The sequence below is a fragment of the Cupriavidus sp. JZ107 genome (assembly GCF_053903255.1).
Genome location: NZ_CP096481.1, coordinates 1,234,430 through 1,258,324, shown reverse-complemented (window position 1 = coordinate 1,258,324; position 23,895 = coordinate 1,234,430). Strand labels below are relative to the sequence as shown.

19 protein-coding genes and 5 tRNA genes are annotated in these 23,895 nt (G+C 66.9%); 13 read left to right on the top strand and 11 right to left on the bottom strand.

The window, feature by feature from the left end; all coding sequences use genetic code 11:
• Positions 1–5: 5 nt before the first annotated feature.
• Positions 6–347, bottom strand: a complete 342-nt coding sequence (locus M1D55_RS15245; RefSeq protein ID WP_006578222.1) for a hypothetical protein — start codon at positions 345–347, stop codon at positions 6–8.
• Between the two features lie 464 nt (positions 348–811).
• Here M1D55_RS15245 and trxA point away from each other — a divergent pair, with 464 nt between their 5' ends.
• The 6 genes from trxA to M1D55_RS15215 all read left to right on the top strand — a co-directional run bounded on the left by trxA (position 812) and on the right by M1D55_RS15215 (position 7,507).
• Positions 812–1,138, top strand: coding sequence for a thioredoxin TrxA (gene trxA / locus M1D55_RS15240; RefSeq protein ID WP_006578220.1), 327 nt, complete (start codon positions 812–814; stop codon positions 1,136–1,138).
• A gap of 199 nt (positions 1,139–1,337) precedes the next feature.
• Entirely contained in the window at positions 1,338–2,600 is a 1,263-nt protein-coding gene (gene rho / locus M1D55_RS15235) for a transcription termination factor Rho (protein WP_006578219.1), read from the top strand.
• Between the two features lie 77 nt (positions 2,601–2,677).
• Positions 2,678–3,529: a M90 family metallopeptidase gene (locus M1D55_RS15230; RefSeq protein ID WP_456282513.1), complete on the top strand. Its 852-nt coding sequence runs from the start codon at positions 2,678–2,680 to the stop codon at positions 3,527–3,529.
• A 206-nt stretch (positions 3,530–3,735) separates the two neighbouring features.
• On the top strand, positions 3,736–4,002 hold the full coding sequence (locus tag M1D55_RS15225; protein ID WP_006578217.1) for a type B 50S ribosomal protein L31: 267 nt from the start codon (positions 3,736–3,738) through the stop codon (positions 4,000–4,002).
• Positions 4,003–4,260: 258 nt separating this feature from the next.
• Positions 4,261–6,039: an ArnT family glycosyltransferase gene (locus tag M1D55_RS15220; RefSeq protein ID WP_456282512.1), complete on the top strand. Its 1,779-nt coding sequence runs from the start codon at positions 4,261–4,263 to the stop codon at positions 6,037–6,039.
• A gap of 118 nt (positions 6,040–6,157) precedes the next feature.
• Entirely contained in the window at positions 6,158–7,507 is a 1,350-nt protein-coding gene (locus M1D55_RS15215; protein WP_023263380.1) for an MATE family efflux transporter, read from the top strand.
• 139 nt (positions 7,508–7,646) lie between these two features.
• Here M1D55_RS15215 and M1D55_RS15210 read toward each other — a convergent pair.
• From M1D55_RS15210 to gltX, 4 genes are all read right to left on the bottom strand, one after another.
• Positions 7,647–7,723: transfer RNA gene (locus tag M1D55_RS15210), tRNA-Asp, on the bottom strand.
• 77 nt (positions 7,724–7,800) lie between these two features.
• Positions 7,801–7,876: transfer RNA gene (locus M1D55_RS15205), tRNA-Glu, on the bottom strand.
• Positions 7,877–7,978: 102 nt separating this feature from the next.
• Positions 7,979–8,054 (bottom strand) — tRNA-Ala (locus M1D55_RS15200).
• Positions 8,055–8,367: 313 nt separating this feature from the next.
• Positions 8,368–9,774, bottom strand: a complete 1,407-nt coding sequence (gltX, locus tag M1D55_RS15195) for a glutamate--tRNA ligase (protein WP_006578216.1) — start codon at positions 9,772–9,774, stop codon at positions 8,368–8,370.
• A gap of 274 nt (positions 9,775–10,048) precedes the next feature.
• Between gltX and M1D55_RS15190 the strand changes: the two genes are divergently transcribed.
• Complete coding sequence (locus M1D55_RS15190) at positions 10,049–11,005, top strand: patatin-like phospholipase family protein (protein WP_456282511.1); 957 nt, start codon at positions 10,049–10,051, stop codon at positions 11,003–11,005.
• 124 nt (positions 11,006–11,129) lie between these two features.
• Here M1D55_RS15190 and M1D55_RS15185 read toward each other — a convergent pair whose 3' ends face one another.
• From M1D55_RS15185 to M1D55_RS15165, 5 genes are all read right to left on the bottom strand, one after another.
• Positions 11,130–11,807 (bottom strand): C40 family peptidase, encoded by a 678-nt coding sequence (locus M1D55_RS15185; protein ID WP_456282510.1) that lies wholly within the window; start codon positions 11,805–11,807, stop codon positions 11,130–11,132.
• 390 nt (positions 11,808–12,197) lie between these two features.
• On the bottom strand, positions 12,198–13,883 hold the full coding sequence (locus M1D55_RS15180) for an ABC transporter ATP-binding protein (protein ID WP_456282712.1): 1,686 nt from the start codon (positions 13,881–13,883) through the stop codon (positions 12,198–12,200).
• 17 nt (positions 13,884–13,900) lie between these two features.
• Positions 13,901–15,103: an ABC transporter permease gene (locus tag M1D55_RS15175; protein ID WP_456282509.1), complete on the bottom strand. Its 1,203-nt coding sequence runs from the start codon at positions 15,101–15,103 to the stop codon at positions 13,901–13,903.
• Entirely contained in the window at positions 15,100–16,149 is a 1,050-nt protein-coding gene (locus tag M1D55_RS15170) for a microcin C ABC transporter permease YejB (protein WP_006578940.1), read from the bottom strand. The genes M1D55_RS15175 and M1D55_RS15170 overlap by 4 nt, the downstream gene beginning before the upstream one ends.
• 46 nt (positions 16,150–16,195) lie before the next feature.
• Positions 16,196–18,061: an extracellular solute-binding protein gene (locus M1D55_RS15165; protein WP_456282508.1), complete on the bottom strand. Its 1,866-nt coding sequence runs from the start codon at positions 18,059–18,061 to the stop codon at positions 16,196–16,198.
• Positions 18,062–18,447: 386 nt separating this feature from the next.
• Between M1D55_RS15165 and fabI the strand changes: the two genes are divergently transcribed.
• From fabI to M1D55_RS15135, 6 genes are all read left to right on the top strand, one after another.
• The gene (gene fabI / locus M1D55_RS15160; RefSeq protein ID WP_006578939.1) at positions 18,448–19,236 is read left to right on the top strand and encodes an enoyl-ACP reductase FabI; all 789 of its coding nucleotides are present in this window, start codon (positions 18,448–18,450) and stop codon (positions 19,234–19,236) included.
• A gap of 66 nt (positions 19,237–19,302) precedes the next feature.
• A tRNA-Pro gene (locus M1D55_RS15155) sits at positions 19,303–19,379 on the top strand.
• Between the two features lie 68 nt (positions 19,380–19,447).
• Positions 19,448–19,524, top strand: a tRNA-Arg gene (locus M1D55_RS15150).
• Positions 19,525–19,821: 297 nt separating this feature from the next.
• Positions 19,822–20,043: a translation initiation factor IF-1 gene (infA, locus tag M1D55_RS15145; protein ID WP_006578938.1), complete on the top strand. Its 222-nt coding sequence runs from the start codon at positions 19,822–19,824 to the stop codon at positions 20,041–20,043.
• A 675-nt stretch (positions 20,044–20,718) separates the two neighbouring features.
• Entirely contained in the window at positions 20,719–21,195 is a 477-nt protein-coding gene (locus tag M1D55_RS15140; RefSeq protein WP_456282507.1) for a SixA phosphatase family protein, read from the top strand.
• Between the two features lie 156 nt (positions 21,196–21,351).
• Positions 21,352–22,188, top strand: coding sequence for a GNAT family N-acetyltransferase (locus tag M1D55_RS15135; protein ID WP_006576601.1), 837 nt, complete (start codon positions 21,352–21,354; stop codon positions 22,186–22,188).
• A gap of 132 nt (positions 22,189–22,320) precedes the next feature.
• Here the strand turns inward: M1D55_RS15135 and ppx are convergent, their stop codons facing one another.
• Positions 22,321–23,853, bottom strand: coding sequence for an exopolyphosphatase (gene ppx, locus M1D55_RS15130; protein WP_456282711.1), 1,533 nt, complete (start codon positions 23,851–23,853; stop codon positions 22,321–22,323).
• Between the last annotated feature and the right edge of the window lie 42 nt (positions 23,854–23,895).

Here is a 23,895-nt window from a genome sequence, read left to right as displayed (position 1 = left end):
CGGCCTCAGGAGCGGTCGCCTTCGATGCGGGCGCGGATCTCGCGCGCGGTTTCGAGCAGTCCTTCGTAGCCGGAGCGCGCATGTTCGGGCAGGTCCGGATCGCCGACCAGCGTACCGAGCGTCTCGATGATGCTGTAGACAAGGCCCTTGGCCGCACCCACCGCGATGCTGTTCTCTTCGACGGCGGTACTCAGATGGGCCAGCGCATCGCCAAGATGCTCGGCGCCGGCCGATTCGGACCGTGCTTCGGCATCCGCCTCGGGCAACGGCCTGGAATCGCGCAGGGGATCGCGGATCGGGTCGCGGGTCGGGTCGCGGGTCGGATCGTCTTCGGGCGTCATGGTCATGGCCTGATCGATAGCAAGGGACTGCGCCGGGACTTGTCCGGCACGTGTTCATTCTACGCGCGCCGTGCCCGCCCACGGCAACTACGAGCCAGTGCGGTGCCCTGCGCGCCTCGGGAAAACCCGAGGCGCAAGCATGCGATATTGACAAAATCTCTGGCGCCGATTGAAAGGGATCATTGGCTTCGCGGCGCCGGGCGCGGCAGAATGGCGCCATCCCTGGTACGAGGCCGATGCCGCCGGCGCCGGGACCGCACGGCACGCAAGCGTACGGACGAAGGCAGGCACGGTTGAAATCGAGGCTGTCGCCGCCATCTTCCATATTGCGAACCCGGGCGGCCAAACCGGCCAGCTCCAACCGGCGCAATATGACCGGCCCCGACGAGCCGCGAAAAAGTCGTGTAATGTAGCGGTTCGGCATAATCCAGCCTTTTGAAATCCCCGAGCGAAACCTGAGGTTTTCCGCCATGAGCGAACAAATCAAGTATGTGAGCGACGCCTCCTTCGACGCCGACGTCCTCCAATCCGACAAGCCCGTGCTGCTCGACTTCTGGGCCGAATGGTGCGGCCCCTGCAAGATGATCGCGCCGATCCTGGACGAAGTCGCCAAGGACTACAGCGACAAGCTGCAAGTGGCCAAGATCAACGTCGACGAGAACCAGCAGGTGCCGGCCAAATTCGGCATCCGCGGCATCCCCACGCTGATCCTGTTCAAGAACGGCCAGGTCGCCGCGCAGAAGGTCGGCGCGCTGTCGAAGTCGCAGCTGACCGCCTTCCTGGACGGCAACCTCTAATTGCCCTCGCGGCGCCGCGCAACGCGCGCCGCGACAGGCATCGCCGCCCTCCCGGGCGGCCACGATCCGACCGGCTCACCGCCTCTGGTGCGCCGGTCGGATTGTGCTAAGATGCCCCCTACAACTTCCCCGAGCGTTCGCTCATTTCTTTCCCCTTCCTTTGCTTCTGCCCGTCCGGGCCCATCTGTACCCCTCGTCTATGCACCTGACAGAACTCAAATCGCTTCACGTGTCTGCCCTTCTCGAAATGGCCGCGACCCTCGAGATCGACAACGCACAGCGGATGCGCAAACAGGAACTGATGTTTGCGATCCTGAAGAAGCGCGCCAAGATGGGCGAAACCATCTACGGAGACGGCACGCTGGAAGTGTTGCCTGACGGCTTCGGCTTTCTGCGCTCGCCCGAAACGTCGTATCTGGCCAGCACGGACGATATCTATATTTCCCCCTCGCAAATCCGCCGCTTCAATCTGCATACCGGCGATTCGATCGAGGGCGAGGTGCGGACGCCGAAGGATGGCGAGCGTTATTTCGCGCTGGTCAAGGTCGACAAGGTCAACGGGCAGCCGCCCGAAGCGGTCAAGAACCGCATCATGTTCGAGAACCTGACGCCGCTGCATCCGAACCGGCCGCTGACGCTCGAACGCGATATCAAGGCCGAGGAAAACATCACCGGCCGCATCATCGACATGATCGCGCCGATCGGCCGCGGCCAGCGCGCGCTGCTGGTGGCCTCGCCGAAGTCGGGCAAGACCGTGATGCTGCAGCACGTCGCGCACGCGATCGCCAACAACCATCCCGAAGCCGACCTGTTCGTGCTGCTGATCGACGAGCGTCCCGAGGAAGTGACCGAGATGCAGCGCTCGGTGCGCGGCGAGGTGGTGGCGTCGACCTTCGACGAACCGGCGATCCGCCACGTGCAGGTCGCCGAGATGGTGATCGAGAAGGCCAAGCGCCTGGTAGAACTGAAGCGCGACGTGGTGATCCTGCTGGACTCGATCACGCGTCTGGCGCGCGCCTACAACACGGTGGTGCCGGCCTCGGGCAAGGTGCTGACCGGCGGTGTCGACGCCAACGCGCTGCAGCGTCCCAAGCGTTTCTTCGGTGCCGCGCGCAATCTCGAGGAAGGCGGTTCGCTGACCATCATCGCGACCGCGCTGATCGAGACCGGCAGCCGCATGGACGACGTGATCTACGAAGAGTTCAAGGGCACCGGCAACATGGAAGTGCACCTCGAACGCCGGCTGGCCGAGAAGCGCGTCTACCCGTCGATCAACCTGAACAAGTCCGGCACGCGCCGCGAGGAACTGCTGATCAAGCCCGAGATCCTGCAAAAGATCTGGGTGCTGCGCAAGTTCATCTCGGACATGGATGAAGTGCAGGCGATGGAATTCATCCTCGACAAGATGAAGGCGACCAAGAACAACGCCGAATTCTTCGACATGATGCGCCGCGGCGGCTGAGGCCGCGCCGGCCCGCTTCATCGCCGCATGATCAAGGCGCGCCGCGGCGCGCCTTTTTTCTGCCTGCACTGACCGCCATGCTCGCCCGCCTCGCCCGACTGCTGCATGCCCGTTCGCGCCAGCGCAAGCTGCGCCGCTACGCCATCGACGACGCACTGTGGCAGCAGACCGTTTCCGCGCTGCCCTTCCTGCAGCGCTACGGCGCCGAAGACCTGGCGGCGCTGCGCGAGCTGGCCACGCTATTCATCGCCGACAAGGAATATTCGACCGCGCACGAGCTGGCGTTGACCGACGAGATGGTGGTCAGCGTCGCCGCGCAGGCTTGCGTGCCGATCCTGCGGCTCGGGCTGCAGTGGTATCGCGGCTGGCACGGCATCGTGCTGTATCCCGGCGAATTCATCATCCGGCGGACCGTCGAGGATGAGATCGGCCTGGTCCATGGCGTGGTCGAGGAGGCCAGCGGCGAAGCATGGGAGCATGGGCCCGTGATCCTGTCGTGGCCGGACGCGAGCCTGCCCGGCGCGGGGCTCGATGCCGCCGCGGACCATCCCGACGACACCTACAACGTGGTCATCCACGAGTTCGCCCACAAGCTCGACATGCTCGATGGCGAGGCCGACGGTGTGCCGCCCTTTTCGCGCGCGCTGCATGCCGGCGTGCAGCGCAGCCAATGGGCGCAGACGTTCGATGCCGAATACCAGCACTTTGCCGACGCCTGCGATGCGATGCCCGACGCCGCCTGGGACGAGTCCGAGCGCCTGCCGGCGCCGATGCGCGTGATCGACCCCTACGGCGCCGAGGCACCGGGCGAGTTCTTCGCGGTGGCCTCGGAAGCGTTTTTTGTCGAGCCGGCGGGGCTTTCGCGGCATTGGCCGGTGCTGTACGGGCTGCTGAAGACGTTCTACCGGCAGGATCCCGCGTCGATGTGACTCCTGCGGCATAAAGCAACATCCGATCTTCGCTGCGCGATGTTTGTTGCACCTTGCCCAAGTCCTTGTTTCTCTGCCATAATCCGCGTTTGTCCGTCACCGGCAAGTGGTTCGCTCGCCGCCAGCCAGCGCAACACCGAATGGCCAAGCTTGGCCAGCACGAACAGGCGGCCGCGGACTGGCTACCCAACCTGCAAGGAAACACCATGAAAGAAGGCATTCACCCGAATTACCGCGAAGTCGTGTTCGTCGACGTGTCGTGCGACTTCAGCTTCGTGACCCGCTCGACCATCCAGACCAAGGAAACGATTACCTGGAAGGACGGCAAGGAATATCCGCTGGCCAAGATCGAAGTGTCGTCGGAATCGCACCCGTTCTACACCGGCACCCAGAAGATCATGGACACCGCCGGCCGCGTCGAGAAATTCCGCCAGAAGTTCGGCAGCAAGCTGGGCAAGGCCGCCGCGAAGTAATCCGGCGCTGGACCCAGAGACGGCGCCGGCAGCGCATCCCGCATGCCTTCTGCCGCCGTCCGATGCGCGCCTTCCTGCAGGAATCGGTGCACATTGTGTTAAAAGAGGCAGCCCAGGCTGCCTCTTTGCATTTGCAACGCGTGGGGCGCCGCGCTGTCTTCTTTCCGATGCAAGCAGTCAACCGCGCCCACCCGGTTCGGTGCCACGTCCGGCGCCATGCCAGCGCCAAACCACGCCGCCCAGTCCGCTGACCGATCGATGAGCCCCGTCAAAGCCTCCCGCGTCCACCTGACCGCCGCCGCCACCGGGGCGCTGCCCCGCGCGCTGCTGCTGGCGATCTGCATCATCTACGGCGCCGTCGGCCTGTTCGGCCGCGACCCGTGGAAGAACGAGGACGCCGCCGGCTTCGGCGTGATGTGGCAACTGGCCATCGGCGGACTGCACGACTGGCTGATGCCCAATATCGCCGGCCGGCCCTACGGGCAGGACGGCCCGCTGGTGTTCTGGGTCGGCGCGGCGATGATCCGGCTGGCGGGCGGCTTGCTGGGCGCGCCCGATGCCGCCCGGCTTGCCACCGCGCTGTTCTACTTCGGCACCTGCGCCTTCATCTGGTACGCGACCTATCTGCTGGGACGCCGCACCGAGGTGCAGCCCTTCGCCTTCGCCTTCGGCGGCCAGCCCAACGCCCGCGACTACGGCCGCACGCTGGCCGATGGTGCGCTGCTGATCTTCCTGGCCTGCGTCGGCCTGGCGATGCGCGGCCACGAGACCACGCCGCAGGTCGGCCAGGTCTGCTTCGTCGCGATGAGCCTCTATGGCCTGGTGCGCAGCCTCGACATGCCGACCCAGGGCGCGCTGTGGCTGGGCGCCGGCCTGGGCGCGCTGACGCTGGCCAGCGGGCCGATCCTGCCGCTGGTGCTGTTCGCCGCGATCCTGATCGGCGGCCTGGTCTGCAAGCCGCTGCCGCTGCGGCGCGTGCTGACGATCGCCCTGCCGATCGCGCTGGCGATGGTCGCCGCCTGGATGGCGGCGACCTATTTCGGCGCGGCGCAGCGCGACGAGGCGGTCAGCTTCATCCGTGAATGGTCGCGCTACGACCGCCGCACCTACAGCTGGCCGAACGGCTTCGCGATCGGCTTCGTCGCGCGCAACTTCTTTCTGTTCTCGTGGCCGGTGTGGCCGATCGCGATCTGGTCGTGGCTGAGCTGGGCCGGCATGCGTCGCAGCCCTCATGTCGCGCTGCCGCTGGCGCTGCTGCTGCCATTGTTCGTGCTGCTGCTGATGCTGCGCCAGCCCGGCGACGTGCAGTTCATCCTGCTGCTGCCGCCGATGGCGGTGCTGGCGGCTTTCGGCCTGCCGACGCTGACACGCGCAACGATCAATGCGATCGACTGGTTCGCGCTGCTGTTCTTCACGATCTTCGGCGGCACCGTCTGGTTCATGTGGCTGGCCAAAACGACCGGCTGGCCGCCGCGGATCGCCAACAACATCTTCAAGCAGCTGCCCGGCTACCTGCATGTGTTCTCGGTCAGCGCGGTGCTGTTCGCGCTGGCCGCTACCGCGGCCTGGGTGCTGGTGGTGCGCTGGCGGCTGTCGCGCGCGCCCAAGCAGATCTGGCGTCCGGTGGTGATCTCGGCCGCCGGCACCACGCTGATGTGGGTGATGGCGATGACGCTGTGGCTGCCGTCGATCAACTACGGCAAGACCTACCGCGACGTCGCCGAGGCCGCCTCGATGGCGCTGCCCTCGACCTACGAATGCGTGCAGCCGATCCGCATGGGCGACGCGCAACTGGCCTCGTTCGCCTTCTTCGGGCATTTCCGCTTCGGCGGTCCGGAGGACGGCTGCGACGTGCTGCTGCGCCACGATCCGGTCGACTACGGCGAACCGTCCAGCATCTCGCGCTTCGAATGGCGCCTGATCTGGGAAGGCCGCCGCCCGTCGGACCGTGACGAGCGCTTCCGCATGTACCAGCTGATCGAAAAACCCGCGGTGCCGCCGCGCAAGAGCACGCGCCGGCTGCCGCGGCAGCCTTGATTCCCCGCCGCGGCGGCTGCGGTGCCCGCCCTTCCCGCGCTGCCGGGGCTTATCCCGTCCGCCCCGGCATGATCGCGCAGCCGCGCGGCCCGGCCTTGCGCGGCGCCCTCGAACGACCATGACCCTGACCCAGGACCTTCGCCGCATTGCCGCGCTGGCCGGCCCCGTGCTGGTGGGCCAGCTGGCCGTCATCGCCTTCAGCGTGATCGACACCATCATGGCAGGCCGCGCGTCGGCCACCGATCTGGCCGCGGTCGGGCTGGGCGGATCGATCTACGTGACGGTCTACATCAGCCTGATGGGGGTGCTGCAGGCGCTGGCGCCGATCGCCGGCCAGCTTTATGGCGCCGGCCGCCACGCCGAGATCGGCGTCGAGGTGCGGCAGGCCGCATGGCTGGGCCTGGCGCTCGCTGTGCCGGGCATGCTGCTGCTCAGTTTCCCCGGGCCGCTGCTGGCGTTCGCCAAGGCCCCGCCAGAACTGGTCGACAAGGCCACCGCCTATCTGCATCTGCAGGCGTTCGGCCTGCCCGCGGCGCTGGGCTTTCGCATCTATTCGGCGCTGAACAATGCGCTGTCGCGCCCGATCATGGTGACGCTGCTGCAATTGCTCGGGCTGGCGGTCAAGGTGCCGCTCAATGCGTGGTTCATCCATGGCGGGCTGGGTCTGGCGCCGATGGGCGGCCCGGGCTGCGCGCTGGCCTCGACGCTGATCAGCTGGATGTGGTGCCTGTCCGGCGTGCTGATCCTGCGCCATGGCGGCGCCTACCGGCCGCTCGGCATCTTCGCGGCGTGGAGCTGGCCGATGCGCTCGCACCTGTGGGCGCTGCTGCGGCTCGGCGTACCGATGGGGCTGACCTATCTGATCGAGATCACCTCGTTCACGCTGATGTCTGTCTTCATCACGCGGCTGGGCACCGTGACGCTGGCCGGGCACCAGATCATCGCCAACCTCGGCGCGGTCGCCTACATGCTGCCGCTGTCGCTGGGCATCGCCACCTCGACGCTGGTGGCGCAGGCGGTCGGCGCGCGCGACCGGGCCGGCGCACGCCGTGTCGGCTGGCGCGGGATCCGGCTGGCGGCGGCACTGGCGCTGGCTGTCGGCGCGACGCTGTGGCTACTGCGTGCGCCGGTGCTGCAGGCCTATGCCAGCGATGCGGCGGTGGTCCAGGCCGCGCTGCCGCTGGTGACCTTCGTCGCGCTCTACCAGGCCTTCGACGCCGTGCAGGTGACGACCGCCTTCGTGCTGCGCGCCTACAAGATCGCGCTGGTGCCGACCGTGATCTATGCGGTATCGCTGTGGGGAATCGGCCTGGGCGGCGGCTATCTGCTGGGATTCGGGCTGATCGACGGGCTGCCGGCCTTTACACGCGGCGCGGCCGGTTTCTGGCTGGCCAACAGCCTGAGCCTGGCGATTGCCGGTGCGCTGCTGGTGTTCTATTTCATTAGGATCAGCGAGGAGCGCAGCTGAGGGCGAGCGCGGGCGGAACCTGGAGACATGACCAGCGCCCCACTCCGCGCTTTCCGGCAAACCAGGCGACAAAATCCCGCGACCAATTCCCGCGACCAAAAGAAAAACCCGCATGGCGTTAACCATGCGGGTTCAGTTTTGGCGGAGTGGACGGGACTCGAACCCGCGACCCCCGGCGTGACAGGCCGGTATTCTAACCGACTGAACTACCACTCCTTAGTCGGCTTATCGATATTGCCGCACCGAAGTGCAGGCTTTACCGATAATCTGGACGTTTGATTACGCCCATTATCTGGCGTCCCCTAGGGGATTCGAACCCCTGTACTCACCGTGAAAGGGTGATGTCCTAGGCCTCTAGACGAAGGGGACAGAAACCTGTTTTTCAACACGTTCCGTCTTGCTTCGATCATCGCGGCGAACCGCCTGATCGAAACGGATAACACCGGACTGCTGATGTTATCGCTGGAATTTTGGTGGAGCTAAGCGGGATCGAACCGCTGACCTCTTGCATGCCATGCAAGCGCTCTCCCAGCTGAGCTATAGCCCCATGTGTACTGCCGTCGCCGTTATTGCCACCGGCGTTTCGCCTTTTGTTTCAGATTATCGTTCGTTTTACCGAAGCGATTATCTTGTCGTTTCCAGCGAAGCCAAGATTATATAACAGCCTTGCTTTTTTGCAAGCCCCTATTTCACTTTTTTTACTGCTTCGGTTGCCGTCGAAATCGCTTCGGATATTCGCCGCCAAACCGCTGCGGTACTGCCGTGATGCCCGCTTGGTGCTGAACCGCGCTGCAGGGAGAAAGAGATTATGCGCAAGTCGCGGCGAAAGCGCAAGCCCCCGCCGCAACTTTTTTGCTGGATCAGGCACTCACGCCGGCCTGCAGCCGGCGCAGCACGGTGTCGCGGCCGATCAGTTCGAGCACTGCATCGATGCTGGGCGTCTGCAGCTGGCCGACCACCAGCAGCCGCACCGGCATCGCGAGCTTCGGCATCTTCAGGCCGAACTCGGCCAGCACCGCCTTGAACTCGGCCGAGATCGCCTCGCGCCGCCATTCGGCCAGCCCTTCCAGGCGCTGGGCCAGCGCGCGTACCGCCGGCGCGATCTCGGCGGTCAGATGTTCTGCCTTCAGCGCCGGATCGGGCTGCGGCTCGCCGCGATAGAACAGCAGCGCGGTCTGCGCGACCTCCTTCAGCGTATTGGCGCGATCCTTGACCAGCGCCACCACGCCGACCAGATCGGCGCCCTCGACCTTGCCGCCCAGCTGCTCGATGAACGGCCGCGTCAGTTCGGCCAGGCGCGCGTTGTCGCCGACCTTGATGTAGTGGTTGTTCAGCCAGGCCAACTTTTCCGGGTTGTACTGCGCCGGCGACTTGCCCAGATGTTCCAGGTCGAACCATTCGACGAACTGCTCGCGCGAGAAGATCTCGGCGTCGCCGTGCGCCCAGCCCAGCCGTGCCAGATAGTTGAGCACCGCCTCGGGCAGATAGCCCTCGTCGCGATAGGCGGTCACCGCCATCGCGCCATGGCGCTTGCTCATCTTCTCGCCGTGCTCGTTCAGCACGGTCGGCAGGTGCGCGTAGACCGGCGGCGTGCCGCCCAGCGCGCGAATGATATTGATCTGGCGCGGCGTGTTGTTGACGTGATCGTCGCCGCGGATCACATGGGTGATCTTCATGTCGAGGTCGTCGATCACCACGCAGAAGTTGTAGGTCGGCGTGCCATCCGGCCGCGCGATCACCAGGTCGTCGAGCTCGTCGTTCGAGATCTCGATGCGGCCCTTGACCGCGTCGTCCCACACCACGCTGCCTCCGATCGGGTTCCTGAAGCGGACCACCGGATCGACGCCGGCCGGCGGAGTCGGCAGGACCTTGCCCGGCTCGGGCCGCCAGAAGCCGTTGTAGCGCGGCTTTTCGCCCCGCGCGCGCTGCGCCTCGCGCAGTGCATCGAGCTCCTCCGTGCTCATGTAGCAGGGGTAGGCCAGGCCCGCGTCCAGCATCTGCCTGACCACCTCGCGATAGCGGTCCATCCGCTGCATCTGGTAGAACGGGCCCTCGTCGATGTCCAGGCCCAGCCAGTCCATGCTCTCGAGGATCACGTCGACCGCTTCCTGCGACGAGCGTTCGACGTCGGTGTCCTCGATGCGCAGGATGAAATCGCCCTTCATGCGGCGGGCGAAGGCCCACGGATACAGCGCGGAGCGGATATTGCCCAGATGGATGAAGCCGGTCGGGCTCGGGGCGAAGCGGGTGCGGACGCGTGTGGTCATAGAGGGGAAGAACCGGGGAAGACTGCGGAGATTCGCGGAAAAACAGCCCGCGCAACAGGGGGCGCGGGCGACGATTCGAAGCCGGTCATTGTAGCAAAGGCATCAGTCAGCGCTGACTGATGCCGGCCGCGGCCGCTACGGATGATCGGGCCGCTGCGCGGAATCATTTATGCTATCGCCCGGTCTGAACCGCTGCCGCCACTGGCGGCCGTCGGAGCGCGACGCGCCGGCACGCCGGCCCCGGGGTCCTGCCCTTTCCTATTCGTATTCCCGCATGCAACGACGTACCTTCCTGAGCGCGGCGGCGGGCGCCACCGCGGCGTCCCTGCTCGCAGCCTGCAGCCTGGGCCCGAAGCCGGATACGCCGGCCGCGCCGTCCGCCGTCACGCCCGCGCCCCGCCCCGTCCGCATCGGCCTCGCGCTGGGCGGCGGCGCCGCGCGCGGCTTCGCCCATATCGGCGTGATCAAGACGCTGGAAGCGCACGGCATCCGCCCCGACCTGGTCACCGGCACCAGCGCCGGCGCGGTGGTCGCGGCGCTCTACGCCGCCGGCATGGACGGCTTCGAGCTGAACAAGCACGCACTGAAGATGGACGAGGCCACCATCGCCGACTGGGCGCTGCCGTTCGGCACCCGCTTCGGCGGCTGGCTCAAGGGCGAGGCGCTGCAGAACTACGTGAACCGCCTGGTCGACAACCGGCCTATCGAGGCGATGAAGATTCCGCTGGGCATCGTCGCCACCGACCTGAAGACCGGCCGCGCGATCCTGTTCCGGCGCGGCAATACCGGCCAGGCGGTACGCGCGTCCAGCAGCGTGCCGGGCGTGTTCCAGCCAGTGTCGATCCAGGGACACGACTACGTCGACGGCGGCCTGGTCGAGCCGGTGCCGGTCGACTCCGCGCGCAGCATGGGCGCCGACTTCGTGATCGCGGTCAACATCTCGGCCGATCCGGCCAGCCAGAACAACGCTGGCCAGAGCGGCGTGCTGCTGCAGACCACGGCCATCATGGGGCAGTCGATCAACCGGCTGGCGCTGGCCCGCGCCGACGTGGTGATCCGCCCCGACCTGCCGGACATGAGCGGCAGCGACTTCGGCGCACGCAACCGCGCGATTCTCGCGGGCGAGAAGGCCGCCGTGGCCGCCCTGCCCGCACTGCGCGAGAAGCTGGCGCAGGCGCGCCTGCAGCCGGTTGCGCCGGTCGCGCCGGTCGCGCCGGTCGCGGGGAAGTAGGCAGCGGGCACAGCAGATCGCAACCAGCACGGCACCACCGCACCAACGAAAAAGGACTGCCGAGGCAGTCCTTTTCATTGCATGGCGATCGGCGCCAATCGACGCCAATCCGGCGCCGTTGCGATCAGCCGCCGTAGAACGTACGCCCGCTGGCGTTCGGATCGAAGCGCTTGAGCGTCTCGACCATGCCGCCGATGCCGCCGGCCGCGCCGTTGTCGCGCTCGGGCATATCGTCGATGCGGCGCGCGCCGTTGTAGCGCGTGACCCAGTAGGCCGAACGCATGTCGTCGACGCGGATCTTGCTGCCCGTCGACGGCGCGTGCACGAACTTGTTGTCGCCGATATAGATGCCGACGTGCGAGAACGCGTGGCGCATCGTGTTGAAGAACACCAGGTCGCCGGGGCGCAGTTCGTGCGCGGCAACGTTCGTGCCGACGCGGCTGATCTCGACCGAGCGCCGCGGCAGCATGAAGCCGAAGGTGTCGTTGAAGACGTAGCGGACGAAGCCGCTGCAATCGAGGCCCGATTCCGGCGTGTTGCCGCCGAAGCGATAGCGGACACCGATCAGGCCCAGCGCGTTCATCACCAGATCGCCGGCCTTGTTGGCGACGTGGCTGGTCGAATTCATCATCGACGACAGCAGGCCCTTCTTCGGCTCGGGCTGCTGGACCTCGGCGCTCAGCTCCGTGCCGGGTTCCTTGAACACCGTGTCAGCCAGGGCTCCATTCGACAAGGCCGCGCCGCATGCCAGGGTCAATCCGATGGCGGCACGCGCCAGGGAATGAAGCACCGTTCGCTGCATGGGTTCTCCCGTTGGTTCCGGTTCGGATGATTCAAATCACACGATCCCTCACGCGACGCGACAACCCATCGTCGTGTGGATCGGAGATGACTATGTGGAAAGACTGCTGACGGCGAATGCCAGGAGCCGAATCGCCCCGACAACGGTGTCGGGGTACGGCCGGACGCACCCGCCAGGAGACGTGCGGCGTGCAAACCACCCACACATCAAGTTCTCGCGGGATGGTATAAGGTCACGCCGGCGATGTCAAAGTTCGTTACAAAATCGGCCGAAATCGCCGTGTAATCAAAGGAATAGCGGGGGACTTGCACGCTGATTCTTGGGATTGACCGCGGTATCAGACAAAGAGCGGCGGCCATGGGTGGCCATGTGCGGACATCAGCCGGGCGTTCATCCCGGCCAGCCTCCGGCGTCTCCTGCCCGCAGACCCAGGCCGGAGTCCATGCCGAGTTGGGCCGCCCGCATCAGCTTGCGGGTGTAGGCGTGCTGCGGTGCGCCCAGCACCGCATCGGTCTCGCCGGCCTCGACCACCTCCCCGCCCTTCATCACGATGACGCGGTGCGCCATCGCGCGGATCACGGCCAGGTCGTGGCTGATGAACAGGTAGCTGAGGTTGTACTTGCGCTGCAGCTGCGACAGCAGTGCCAGCACCTGCTGCTGGATCGATACGTCCAGCGCCGAGGTCGGTTCGTCCAGCACCACCACCTGCGGCTTGAGGATCAGCACGCGCGCGATGGCGATGCGCTGGCGCTGCCCGCCGGAGAACTCGTGCGGGTAGCGCCCCAGCGCGGTGCGGTCCAGCCCCACCTCGCGCAGCGCCTCGATCACGCGTTCGCGCATCGCCTCGCGCGACAGCCCCGGCTGATGCAGCGCCAGGCCCTCGCCGACGATCTGCTCGATCGTCATGCGCGGCGACAGCGAACCGAACGGGTCCTGGAACACCACCTGCAGCCGGGCCCGCAGCGACGCGCGCTCGCCTCGCCTGACCTGTTCCAGGCTGCGCCCGAGAAACTGGATCTGGCCGCCGCTCTTGCGCTGAAGCGCGAGCACCGCGTGAGCCAGCGTGGTCTTGCCCGAACCGGACTCGCCGACGATGCCCAGCGTCTCGCCCTCGCGCAGGTCGAAGTCGACCTCCTTGACCGCGCGGACCACGTCGCGGCCGAACCAGCCGGCCAGGCCCCGGCGCTTGCGCGTGTAGTTGACGTCCAGGCCGCGCGCGCTCAGCAGGGTCGGCGCCAGCGGCAGCACCGGCACCACCTCGCGCCGCGGCCGGCTGTCGATCAGCCGCTGCGTGTACGGGTGGCGCGGATTGGCGAAGACCTCGGCGGTCTCGCCGATCTCGACCAGCACGCCCTGCTCCATCACGCCGATGCGCTGGGCAAACGCGCGCACCATGTTCAGGTCGTGGGTGATCAGCATCACCGCCATGCCGAACTCGGCCTGCAGGTCGCGCAGCAGCTCGAGGATCTGCACGCGGATCGTGACGTCGAGCGCCGTGGTCGGCTCGTCGGCCAGCAGCAGCTTGGGCCGGCAGGCCAGCGCCATCGCGATCATCGCGCGCTGGCGCTGGCCGCCCGACAGCTGGTGCGGGAAGCTGTCGAAGCGATGCGCCGCCTCCTCGATGCCGGTGCGCTCGAGCAGCGCGATCGCCCGTTCGCGCGCGGCGCGCTTGTCCAACCCCTCGTGCAGCTCCAGCGTCTCGACGATCTGGTTGCCGACCGTATAGAGCGGATTCAGCGCGGTCATCGGCTCCTGGAAGATCATCGCGATCTCGCTGCCACGGATCGCGCGGATTTCGCGGTCGGGCACGCGCAGCAGGTCGCGCCCTTCGAAATGGATCGCGCCCTGGTAGCGCGCGTCCTCGACCAGCCGCAACATCGACAGCGCGGTCACGGTCTTGCCCGAGCCGGACTCGCCGACCAGCGCGAAGCGTTCGCCCGGGCGCAGCGAGAAACTGACATCGCGCACCGCGCGGGTGGCCTCCGGCCCTTCGCCGAAGGTCACCGACAGGCGGTCGACGCGGATCAGTGCCGGGTCGGCGGCGTCGGGCTGCGTGGCCATGGGCTGCGGCGGCATCTTGATGGGAAGGTCGTTCATGGCCGCGCTCCCGCGGCGGACTGCCCCGCCGCTGCGGCATCCGCCGCCGGTCCGCCGGCCGATCCCGCCGACGGGTCGGGCAGCTTGGGCTCGACCCGGCCGCGCAGCGCCGCCAGGCCCAGCCGCGTATCGAAGGCATCGCGCAGCGCATCGCCCATGAACGTCAGCAACAACAGCGTGACGACCAGCACGCCGAAGGTCGACAGCGAGATCCACCACGCATCCAGATTGGCCTTGCCCTGCGCCAGCAGCTCGCCCAGGCTCGGCGTGGTCGGCGGCACGCCCAGGCCGAGGAAGTCGAGGCTCGTCAGCGCCAGGATCGCGGCGCTCATGCGGAACGGCAGGAAGGTGATCACCGGCGTCAGGCTGTTGGGCAGGATATGGCGCCACATGATCTGCGCATTGGACAGGCCCAGCGCGCGCGCCGCCTTGACGTAGTCGAGCGAGCGGTTGCGGTAGAACTCGGCGCGCACGTAGTCCGACAAGCCCATCCAGCCGAACAGCGACAGCAGGATGATCAGCAGCGCCAGGCTGGGCTCGAAGATCGAGGCGAAGATGATCAGCAGATAGAGCTCGGGCATCGAGCTCCAGATCTCGATCGCGCGTTGCGAGATCAGGTCGAAGCGCCCGCCGAAGAAGCCCATCAGCGCGCCGGTGATGGTGCCGATCACCACGCCGATCACGGTCAGCGCCAGGCCGAACAGCACCGACACGCGGAAGCCGTAGATCAGCCGCGCCAGCACGTCGCGGCCGCGGTCGTCGGTGCCGAGCCAGTTCTCCGACGACGGCGGCGCCGGATTGGGCTCCTTGGCGAAGTAGTTCAGCGTGTCGTACGAATAGCGGTTGGGCGGATAGATGGCCCAGTTGCCGTTGCTGGTGATGCGCTGGCGGATGAAGGGATCGAGATAGTCGGTCGGGGTCGGGAAGTCGCCGTCGAACGTGGTCTCGGCATAGGTCTGCACGATCGGGAAATACCACTCGCCGCGGTACTTGACCACCAGCGGCCGGTCGCTCGACAGCACCTCGGCGAACATGCTGAGCACGAACAGCACGACGAAGGCGATCAGGCTCCAGTAGCCGAGCCGGTTGCGGCGAAAGCGCTGCCAGGCGCGCTGGCGCGGCGACAGCGACGACGGCAGCCGGTCCAGGCGCGGCGGCCGGGGCGTCGAGCGGAAAGGAATTTGCCAACGCGGGATCATCGCGGCATGGCCTCGAAATGGATGCGGGGGTCGACCAGCACGTAACAGACATCGGAGATCAGCCGGGTCACCAGGCCGATCAGCGTGAACAGGTACAGCGTGCCGAGCACGACCGGATAGTCGCGGCGCAGCACCGCCTCGTAGGACAACAGGCCCAGCCCGTCGAGCGAGAACAGCGTCTCGATCAGCAGCGAGCCGGTGAAGAACGCGCCGATGAAGGCCGCCGGGAAGCCCGTGACCAGCGGGATCAGCGCATTGCGGAAGATATGCTTCCACAGCACGCGCCGCTCCGACAGGCCCTTGGCGCGCGCGGTCAGCACATACTGCTTGCGCACCTCCTCCAGGAACGCGTTCTTGGTCAGCATCGTCACCACGGCGAAGCTGCCGACCACCGACGCGGTGATCGGCAGCACCAGGTGCCACAGATAGTCCATCACCTTGCCCATCAGCGACAGCTGCTCCCAGTTGTCCGAAGTCAGGCCGCGCAGCGGGAACCACTGCACGAAGGTGCCGCCGCCGAACAGCACCAGCAGCAGCACGCCGAGCACGAAGCCGGGGATCGCGTAGCCGACCAGCACGATCATGCTGGTCACCACGTCGAAGCGGCTGCCCGCCCGGATCGCCTTGGCGATGCCGAGCGGCACCGATATCAGGTAGGTCAGGAAGAACGTCCACAGGCCCAGGCTGACCGACACCGGCAGCTTGGACTTGACCAGCTCCCAGACGCTGCGGTGCTGGAAGTAGCTCTGGCCCAGGTCGAACTGCGCGAAGCGCTTGAGCATCATCCAGTAGCGCTCCAGCGGCGGCTTGTCGAAGCCGTACAGCGCCTGGATCTCCTTGATCTTCTCGGCGTCGACGCCGCGCCGGCCGCGGTATTCGGCACCGCCGCCGCTGGCCTCGCCGCCGCCCCCGCGTCCCTTGAGCTCCATCATCATCTGCTCGACAGGGCCGCCGGGCACGAACTGGATCACGACGAACGTCAGCGTGATCACGCCGATCAGCGTCGGGATCATCAGCAGAACGCGTTTGAGCAGATAGGCCAGCATGCCGTTTCCTGTTTTCCTGTGGCGCCCGTCGCGGCGATCGCCGCGCTCAGCGCGCCGCCTTGGCCGGGGCCGCCGCCTTGGCCTGCTCGGCGCCGGGCACATCGCTGCGCCACCAGCTGCTGAGCACCCAGCCCTCGGCCGTGTAGTAGTACGGCAGCCGCTGCGGATAGACCAGCTCGCGCCGGTAGGCCACGCGGTGCGAGGCGCTGTACCAGTTCGGCACCACGTAGTAGCCGTGCATCAGCACGCGGTCGAGCGCGCGCGACGCGTTGACCAGGTCCTTGCGCGTATGCGCGCGCAGCACCTGGTCGACCAGCTTGTCGACCGCCGGCGACTTCAGCCCGAACAGGTTGTCCGAGCCCGGGGTCGAGGCCGCCTCGCTGGTGAAGCGGTCGCGCAACTCGTTGCCGGGGCTCTGCGAATCGGGGAAGCGGATCGACACCACGTCGAAATCGAAGTCCTCCAGCCGCTTCTGGTACAGCGCGAAGTCGGTGGTGCGCTGATGGACCTGGATGCCGAGCTTCTCCAGATTGCGCACATAGGTGGTGATCACCCGGCTCATCGCGCCGCCGTCGTCGAGGAACTCGAACACGAAGGGCTCGCCCTTGGCGTTGCGCAGCGCGCCGTCGCTGTAGGTCCAGCCCGCCTGCGCCAGCAGCCGGCGCGCCTCGCGCAGGTTGTCGCGCAGCGAGCGCGGCGGCTCGGTGGTCGGCTGCGTCACGATCGGGCCGAACACCTCCGGCGCCAACTGGTTGCGCAGCGGCTCGAGCAAGGCCAGCTCGCCGGGGCCGGGACGGCCGTCGAAGGTCGAGCTGGCCGCCAGCTCGCTGTTGGAGAACCAGCTGTCCAGGCGCTTGTAGGCGCCGTAGAACAGCTGCCGGTTCAGCCATTCGAAGTCGAGCGCCAGGATCAGCGCCTGGCGCACGCGCACGTCCTGGAACAGCGGCTTGCGCAGGTTCATCACGAAACCCTGCATGCCGGCGCCATTGCGGTGCGGGAATTCCGTCTTCATCAGCTCGCCGTTGCCGAAGCGCTTGCCGACATAGCTCTTGGCCCAGCTCTTGGAGCGGTACTCGACGATGGCGTCGAACTCGCCCGCCTTGAAGGCCTCGAGCCGCGCGGTTTCGTCCTTGTACAGCCGGTAGACCACGCGGTCGAAGTTGAAGGTGCCGCGCCGCACCGGCAGGTCCTTGCCCCAGTAGTCCGGATTGCGCTTGTAGATGATGCCGCGGCCGGCGTCGTAGCGCTCGATCAGATAGGGGCCGCTGGTGACGGGCGTCTCGAAGGTCAGCTTCTCGAACGGCACCTTGGCCGTCCATTTGCGCGAGAACACCGGCAGCGAGCCGACGATCAGCGGCAGCTCGCCGTTGCGCTGCTTGAAGTCGTAGCGCACCGTGCGGTCGTCGATCACGGTCAGCGATTTGACGTCGGCGCACATGCTGCGATAGCCGGGGCTCGAGGCCTTGCTCATCAGCATGTCGTAGGAATACTTGACGTCGCTGGCCAGCACCGGATCGCCGTTGTGGAAGCGCGCCTGCGGGCGGATGCGGAAGGTGACCGACAGCTCGTCGGGCGCCACCGTGATGTCCTCGGCCAGCAGCCCGTAGGCGCTGGCGGTCTCGTCGGCGCTGCCGATCAGCAGCGACTCGAACATCAGCGAGGTCAGGCCCGGCGCGGCGACCCCTTTCAACGTGAACGGATTGAATTTGTCGAAGCTGGTGCGCCGGTCCGGATTGGCCAGCGTCAGCGTGCCGCCGCGCGGGGCGTCGGGGTTGACGTAGTCGAAGTGATGGAAGTCCGCCGGGTACTTCAGGTCGCCGTGCAGCGCGAAGCCGTGTGCGGCCCATGCCGTGGTCGGCGACATTGGCAACAGCGCGGCCACCAGGGCGGCTGCGGCGGACCGTGCCAGCATCTGGACCAGGCCGGTGCGGGTCCGCGCCCGGATACGATGCCATGCCGAAAACGGCCCTGCTGCTTGCCTTTGCATCCGGTCGATGCCCTCCCCCTGAACTTCGCTTGCCAATACGACGGCCGCGGTCGGTGCCCGGGCCAAGTTGTGCGACAATTTTACCTTCGTTCGGCGGCGTTCCAGCCATCCGGACATTCCAGTACGCGGCGTGGCCGCGGCCGCAGCGGGCCTGCCCGCTCGCGATCGGCAATCCGGTACGGGCCGGCGGGGGCCAAGTGGAATCCCACCCGACCCTGCGGCCCGGCAGGACTCAGCAGAAACCGTGCCCGGCAGCGTGCCCTACCCCGGCACACCGCGAACGCGCATCACAAGACCACCATGGAGAACTTATGGGATTTCTGGCAGGTAAGCGGATCCTGATCACCGGCTTGCTGTCGAACCGCTCGATCGCCTACGGCATCGCGTCGGCCTGCAAGCGCGAAGGCGCGGAACTGGCCTTCACCTATGTCGGCGAGCGCTTCAAGGACCGTATCCAGGACTTTGCCAAGGAATTCGGCAGCGATCTGGTATTCGAATGCGATGTGTCGAGCGACGAACAGATCGCCGCCACCTTCGCCGCGCTCGGCCAGCGCTGGGACAAGCTCGACGGGCTGGTCCATTCGATTGGCTTCGCCCCGCGCGAGGCGATCGCCGGCGACTTCCTCGACGGCCTGTCGCGCGAAGCGTTCCGCGTGGCCCACGACATCTCGGCCTATAGCTTCCCGGCGCTCGCCAAGGCCGCGCTGCCGCTGCTGTCGGACAAGGCCTCGCTGCTGACGCTGACCTATCTGGGCAGCGAACGCGTCGTGCCCAACTACAACACGATGGGCCTGGCCAAGGCGTCGCTGGAAGCCAGCGTGCGCTACCTCGCCGCCTCGGTCGGCCCGCGCGGCATCCGCGCCAACGGCATCTCGGCCGGCCCGATCAAGACGCTGGCCGCGTCCGGCATCAAGGGCTTCGGCAAGCTGCTCGGCCACTTCGAGGAAGCCGCCCCGCTGCGCCGCAACGTCACCATCGAGGAAGTCGGCAATGTGGCGGCCTTCCTGCTGTCGGACCTGTCCAGCGGCGTGACCGGCGAGATCACCTACGTGGACGCCGGCTTCAACATCGTCGGCGCCAGTCTGCCGGAAGGCGAGTAAGAGGTCTGCCTTGTCCCGTTTGTGGCGTTTGACCGCGGCAGTGCCGACGGATACAATGCGCGGCTTCGGGGCGTAGCGCAGCCTGGTAGCGCATCTGATTTGGGATCAGAGGGTCGCATGTTCGAATCATGTCGCCCCGACCAGAACGATAAGGGTTAGCAGGCCAAGGCCGGCTAACCCTTTTTCTCTTCCCCTTCTGTTTCTCTTCCGACCGCCCTTAGCTCAGTTGGATAGAGCACTCGCCTTCTAAGCGAGCGGTCGCACGTTCGAATCGTGCAGGGCGGGCCATCCTTCTGTCGGCGCAGGGTTCGATTCTTCCCGAACGCCACTCGACACGGCGCCAGAGTCCTATGGAGAATGGCGCCGCGTTCGTTCCGTCCGCCCAATAAACGGCTGGCGCGTCGTCGCGTGGGGCCGGCTCGGGCCGGCACCAATAAGGGGCGGTCGAGCCACTTGATCGGTGCACGCGGGAACTAAAGGGTCCTGCCGGGAACCCAAAATGCTGCAGGTGCGTTCGTGCTATAATCGCGCATCCGCAAAGGCGGCCGTCCGGCTGCCCATCATGGAGCCACAAAGGAAGGAAGCTTGGCTAAGGAAGAACTCATTGAATTCGGCGGCGTCGTTTCGGAAGCGCTGCCCGACAACCGCTATCGCGTGCTGCTGGAAAACGGCGTGGAAATCTGGGCCTACGCATCGGGCAAGATGCAGAAGCACCGGATCCGTATTCTGGCCGGCGACCGCGTGACGCTGGAAATGTCGCCCTACGACCTGACCAAGGGTCGCATCAACTTCCGTCACAAGAGCTGATACCCGGACCGCCCGGTCCAACGGTTTCGCTCCTGCTCGGCGTCGCGGCGACGACGCGATCCTGTGCGTCGCCCGGCGGCGCCGTGCCTCCCGCTCCACCACAGCTCGTACGCGGTCAGTCGCCAGCAATGACCGCGCTGGTTGCGTTCGCCCCTGCGTTATAGCCGGCTTTCCTGCGTCCCCCGCGCTTCGTCCATTTGGCGGACGACGGCCGCGACGCCATGCCCCTGCCGTTAATGCCGGCAGCACGGCTACTCCCCCGCTGAACCTCGAGAAGACCGTCCCTGGTCCGACGCCGGTCGCCCGCTTGCAGCGCCGATCGTGACCGTCGCACTTCCGTCATCGCACTGTCATCGACGCGCCCGATACTCCCGCGTCGCCCGCTGTCAGGGGCCTGTCACCGACATGGCGGCGCATTGCCCGCGCCATGCCGCTGCGCCATGCTGGCCGCGGCATTGGCTCGCCGGCCATGTCCCGGACGTACGAGCCGACAGCACCGACCGAACGCGGCGCCTGATACCGTGCCGAATACCGTGCCGAATACCGCGCCGATTACCGCGCCGAACCCAGGCGCGGCACGCCAGTCGAATCGATCCAGACGGAGCCGGTACCGGTTTCCGGAGTACCAACACCAACGACCGCCGCACGGCATTCGCGCCGTGCCCATCTCCAGCAATGAACCTGATCCTGTGGCGCCACGCCGAAGCGGAAGCGCTCCCCGATGTCGCCGGCATGGGCCGCGCCGCGGACCTGCAACGTGCCCTGACCCGCCGCGGCAGCAAGCAGGCCGAAGCCTCGGCCGCCTGGCTGCGCGCCCATCTGCCGCCGGATGCGCGGCTGCTGTGCAGCCCGGCGCAGCGCAGCCGCGAGACGGCCGCGGCGCTGCGCTCGGACGCGCTGGTGGTGCCCGCGCTGGCGCCCGACAGCGATGTCACCGACGTGCTGGCCGCGATCGACTGGCCGCATGCTGCCGGGACAACCATCGTGGTCGGCCACCAGCCCTGGATCGGCCGGCTCGCTGCCCTGCTGCTGGCGGGCACGGAGATCAGCTGGAGCATCCGCAAGAGCGGCATCTGGTGGCTGACGGCCCGCACGCGCGAGCACGAGGATCAGGTCGTGCTGCGCGCGGTGATCAATCCGGAATTCCTGTGACCCCGGTTCGGGTCGGGTACGTGGCGCGCTGACAGCCGCCACGTCTCGATGTCGCCACGGCAGCATGGTCACGCAACCGTCATCGCCGCTTCACGGGGCTGTCACCCGCCCCCTCTACATTGTTTCGCAGCCATGTTGTCATCGAAAGGACATCTGATGCGAGACCTCCCGACGCCTACCCAGCCGCTCTTCGATTCCTTGCCCAATGGCCTGGCGGGCCATCCGGGCCGGAGGCGTCTTCATCGCCAATCCGTTGCGCAGCAAGATGCAGCGCCTGCTCTCAGCGTGGCGTGGGCGCGCCACCAGGACGAAGTAGTCGAGGCACAGCGGCTGCGCTACAAGGTGTTCGCCGAAGAGATGGGCGCGCGCCTGTCGACCACGTCGCCCGAGCTCGACATCGACATGTTCGACGCCTACTGCGACCACCTGATCGTGCGCGACCTGGCCACGCTGAAGGTCGTCGGCACCTACCGCGTGCTGCCGCCGCACCAGGCCAAGCGCATCGGCTGCCTGTACGCCGAATCGGAATTCGACCTGGTCCGGCTGGCGCATCTGAAGCCGAAGATGGTCGAACTGGGCCGTTCGTGCGTGCATCGCGACTATCGCACCGGCAGCGTCATCATGGCGCTATGGGGCGGCCTGGGCGAGTACCTGCAGCGCTGGGGCATCGAGTCGATGCTCGGCTGCGCGAGCGTGCCGATCAACGACGGCGGCCATATCGCCGCCAGCTTGAGCCGCGTGTTCGCGCGCAACTATCTGGCGCCGATCGAGTACCACGCGTTTCCGCGGCTGCCGCTGCCGGTCCACGAACTGAACCAGGATCTGGAAGTCGAGCCGCCCGCGCTGATCAAGGGCTATCTGCGCCTGGGCGCGCGCATCTGCGGCATGCCGGCCTGGGATCCGGACTTCAACGTCGCGGACTTCCTCACGCTGCTGCGTGTGGGCGACATGAATCCGCGCTATGCGCGGCATTTCCTCGGGCTGCAGCGCTGACGGGATCAGGTAAGGCGCGCCGCGCTGGCGCGCTGCCCTCTTCCTGCCCCTCTCCCGGCCCTCTCCCGCGAGCGGGAGAGGGAGAACGCCCGCGCTGTTTCCGGGCGCCTTCTGACGGCGACTGCCACAGATTCAGACGTACACCACCTTGTAGCGGATCCCGATCCGCTCCCATTCGTCGGCTTCCTTGCCCAGGCTGTATTCGACCAGCGGATTGGCCTCGACCCACGTCTTCGGCAGCCGCACCTCGAAGCCCTCTTCCAGCGCATCGGCGCGCTGGCTGACCCTGATCTCCGGCAGTTCGACATCGGCGCGACGCCGGCACAGCACGAAGGCCAGCCGCAGGCTGAACAGCATGCGCCAGTCGAGAAAGCGCCCGCGCCCCGACAGTTTGCCCAGCTTGCCGGCATGGCCGAGCAGCAGCGTGGCGAGCCGCGCCTGATCGGTCTTCGAAAAGCCCGGCATGTCCGCGTGCGTGGCGATATAGGCCGAATGCTTGTGGTAGCTGCTGTGCGCGATCGACATGCCGATCTCGTGCAGGCTCGCGGCCCAGCCCAGCAGCGCCAGATTGTCCTCGCGCCGTTCGTTGGCCGGCTCGGGAAACTGCGCCAGCAGCCGCTGCGCGGCCTGCCGCACGCGCGCGGCCTGGGCACGGTCGACGCCATAGCGGCGCATGAACTGATCGACCGTGACCGTGCGCATGTCCTCGTGATGGCTGCGGCCGAGCAGGTCGTACAGCACGCCCAGCCGAAGCGCGCCGTCGGTGACGTCCATGCGGTCGATATCGAGCTCCGCAAAGACACCCAGCATGATCGACAGCCCACCGGGCAAGACCGGAATCCGGTCGGGCTTCAGGCCGACCAGCCGCACGCGATTGGTGTTCTCGGCCTTGATCAGCGCGCGCTTGAGCCGCTCCAGCCCTTCGCGCGTGATGCCATGCTCCTGCGCATTGTCGTTCATGCCGTTCAGCTCGATCAGCTCGGCCAGCGCGCGCGCCGTACCCGACGAGCCCACCGCCTGCTGCCATCCCGCGCTGCGGTACTGGCGCACCAGCACCTGGATCTCGCGGCGCGCGGCGAGCTCCGCCTGCTTCATCGCATATTCGTCGACATTGCCGCTGGGGAAGAACTGCCGGCTGTGCGAAACGCAGCCGATATACAGCGACTCCATCAGCTTGGCGGTGTAGCCGTTGCCGATGATGAATTCGGTCGAGCCGCCGCCGATATCGACGACCAGCCGATTGCCGGCGCAGGCCGGCGCATCGTGCGACGCGCCCAGGTAGATCAGCCGGGCCTCCTCGCGGCCGGCGATCACCTCGATCGGAAAGCCCAGCGCGTTCTCTGCCTCGATCAGGAACTCAGACGCGTTCTTGGCCACGCGTAGCGTATTGGTGGCGACCGCGCGCACCTGGTCCGGCGAGAATTCGCGCAGGCGGTCGCCGAAGCGCCGCAGCGCCTCGACGCCGCGGCGCCGCGCCGGCTGGTCCAGATACTTGTCGGCGGTCAGGCCCGCCGCCAGCCGCACCGGCTCGCGCAGCGCATCGACCTGGAAGATCTGGCTGACCGGACCGGTCGCGGTCTGGGTCTCGTCGACGCGGCCGATCATCAGCCGGAAACTGTTGGAGCCCATATCGACGGCAGCGAGCAGGCGTGGAGTATTGTTCATCGTCATAGCTGTCTGGAAACACGGGCCGGCGGCGTTGCGCTC

Bases quoted from the DNA above. Each gene is read 5' to 3' on its own strand.
- M1D55_RS15185 (WP_456282510.1), bottom strand. From the start codon at position 11,807: ATGCAGCGAACGGTGCTTCATTCCCTGGCGCGTGCCGCCATCGGATTG.
- M1D55_RS15220 (WP_456282512.1), top strand. From the start codon at position 4,261: ATGAGCCCCGTCAAAGCCTCCCGCGTCCACCTGACCGCCGCCGCCACC.
- trxA (WP_006578220.1), top strand. From the start codon at position 812: ATGAGCGAACAAATCAAGTATGTGAGCGACGCCTCCTTCGACGCCGAC.
- M1D55_RS15180 (WP_456282712.1), bottom strand. From the start codon at position 13,883: ATGCCGCCGCAGCCCATGGCCACGCAGCCCGACGCCGCCGACCCGGCA.
- M1D55_RS15245 (WP_006578222.1), bottom strand. From the start codon at position 347: ATGACCATGACGCCCGAAGACGATCCGACCCGCGACCCGACCCGCGAC.
- fabI (WP_006578939.1), top strand. From the start codon at position 18,448: ATGGGATTTCTGGCAGGTAAGCGGATCCTGATCACCGGCTTGCTGTCG.
- gltX (WP_006578216.1), bottom strand. From the start codon at position 9,774: ATGACCACACGCGTCCGCACCCGCTTCGCCCCGAGCCCGACCGGCTTC.
- rho (WP_006578219.1), top strand. From the start codon at position 1,338: ATGCACCTGACAGAACTCAAATCGCTTCACGTGTCTGCCCTTCTCGAA.
- ppx (WP_456282711.1), bottom strand. From the start codon at position 23,853: ATGAACAATACTCCACGCCTGCTCGCTGCCGTCGATATGGGCTCCAAC.
- M1D55_RS15190 (WP_456282511.1), top strand. From the start codon at position 10,049: ATGCAACGACGTACCTTCCTGAGCGCGGCGGCGGGCGCCACCGCGGCG.
- M1D55_RS15175 (WP_456282509.1), bottom strand. From the start codon at position 15,103: ATGATCCCGCGTTGGCAAATTCCTTTCCGCTCGACGCCCCGGCCGCCG.
- M1D55_RS15165 (WP_456282508.1), bottom strand. From the start codon at position 18,061: ATGCTGGCACGGTCCGCCGCAGCCGCCCTGGTGGCCGCGCTGTTGCCA.
- M1D55_RS15140 (WP_456282507.1), top strand. From the start codon at position 20,719: ATGAACCTGATCCTGTGGCGCCACGCCGAAGCGGAAGCGCTCCCCGAT.
- M1D55_RS15215 (WP_023263380.1), top strand. From the start codon at position 6,158: ATGACCCTGACCCAGGACCTTCGCCGCATTGCCGCGCTGGCCGGCCCC.
- M1D55_RS15170 (WP_006578940.1), bottom strand. From the start codon at position 16,149: ATGCTGGCCTATCTGCTCAAACGCGTTCTGCTGATGATCCCGACGCTG.
- M1D55_RS15230 (WP_456282513.1), top strand. From the start codon at position 2,678: ATGCTCGCCCGCCTCGCCCGACTGCTGCATGCCCGTTCGCGCCAGCGC.
- M1D55_RS15225 (WP_006578217.1), top strand. From the start codon at position 3,736: ATGAAAGAAGGCATTCACCCGAATTACCGCGAAGTCGTGTTCGTCGAC.
- M1D55_RS15135 (WP_006576601.1), top strand. From the start codon at position 21,352: ATGCGAGACCTCCCGACGCCTACCCAGCCGCTCTTCGATTCCTTGCCC.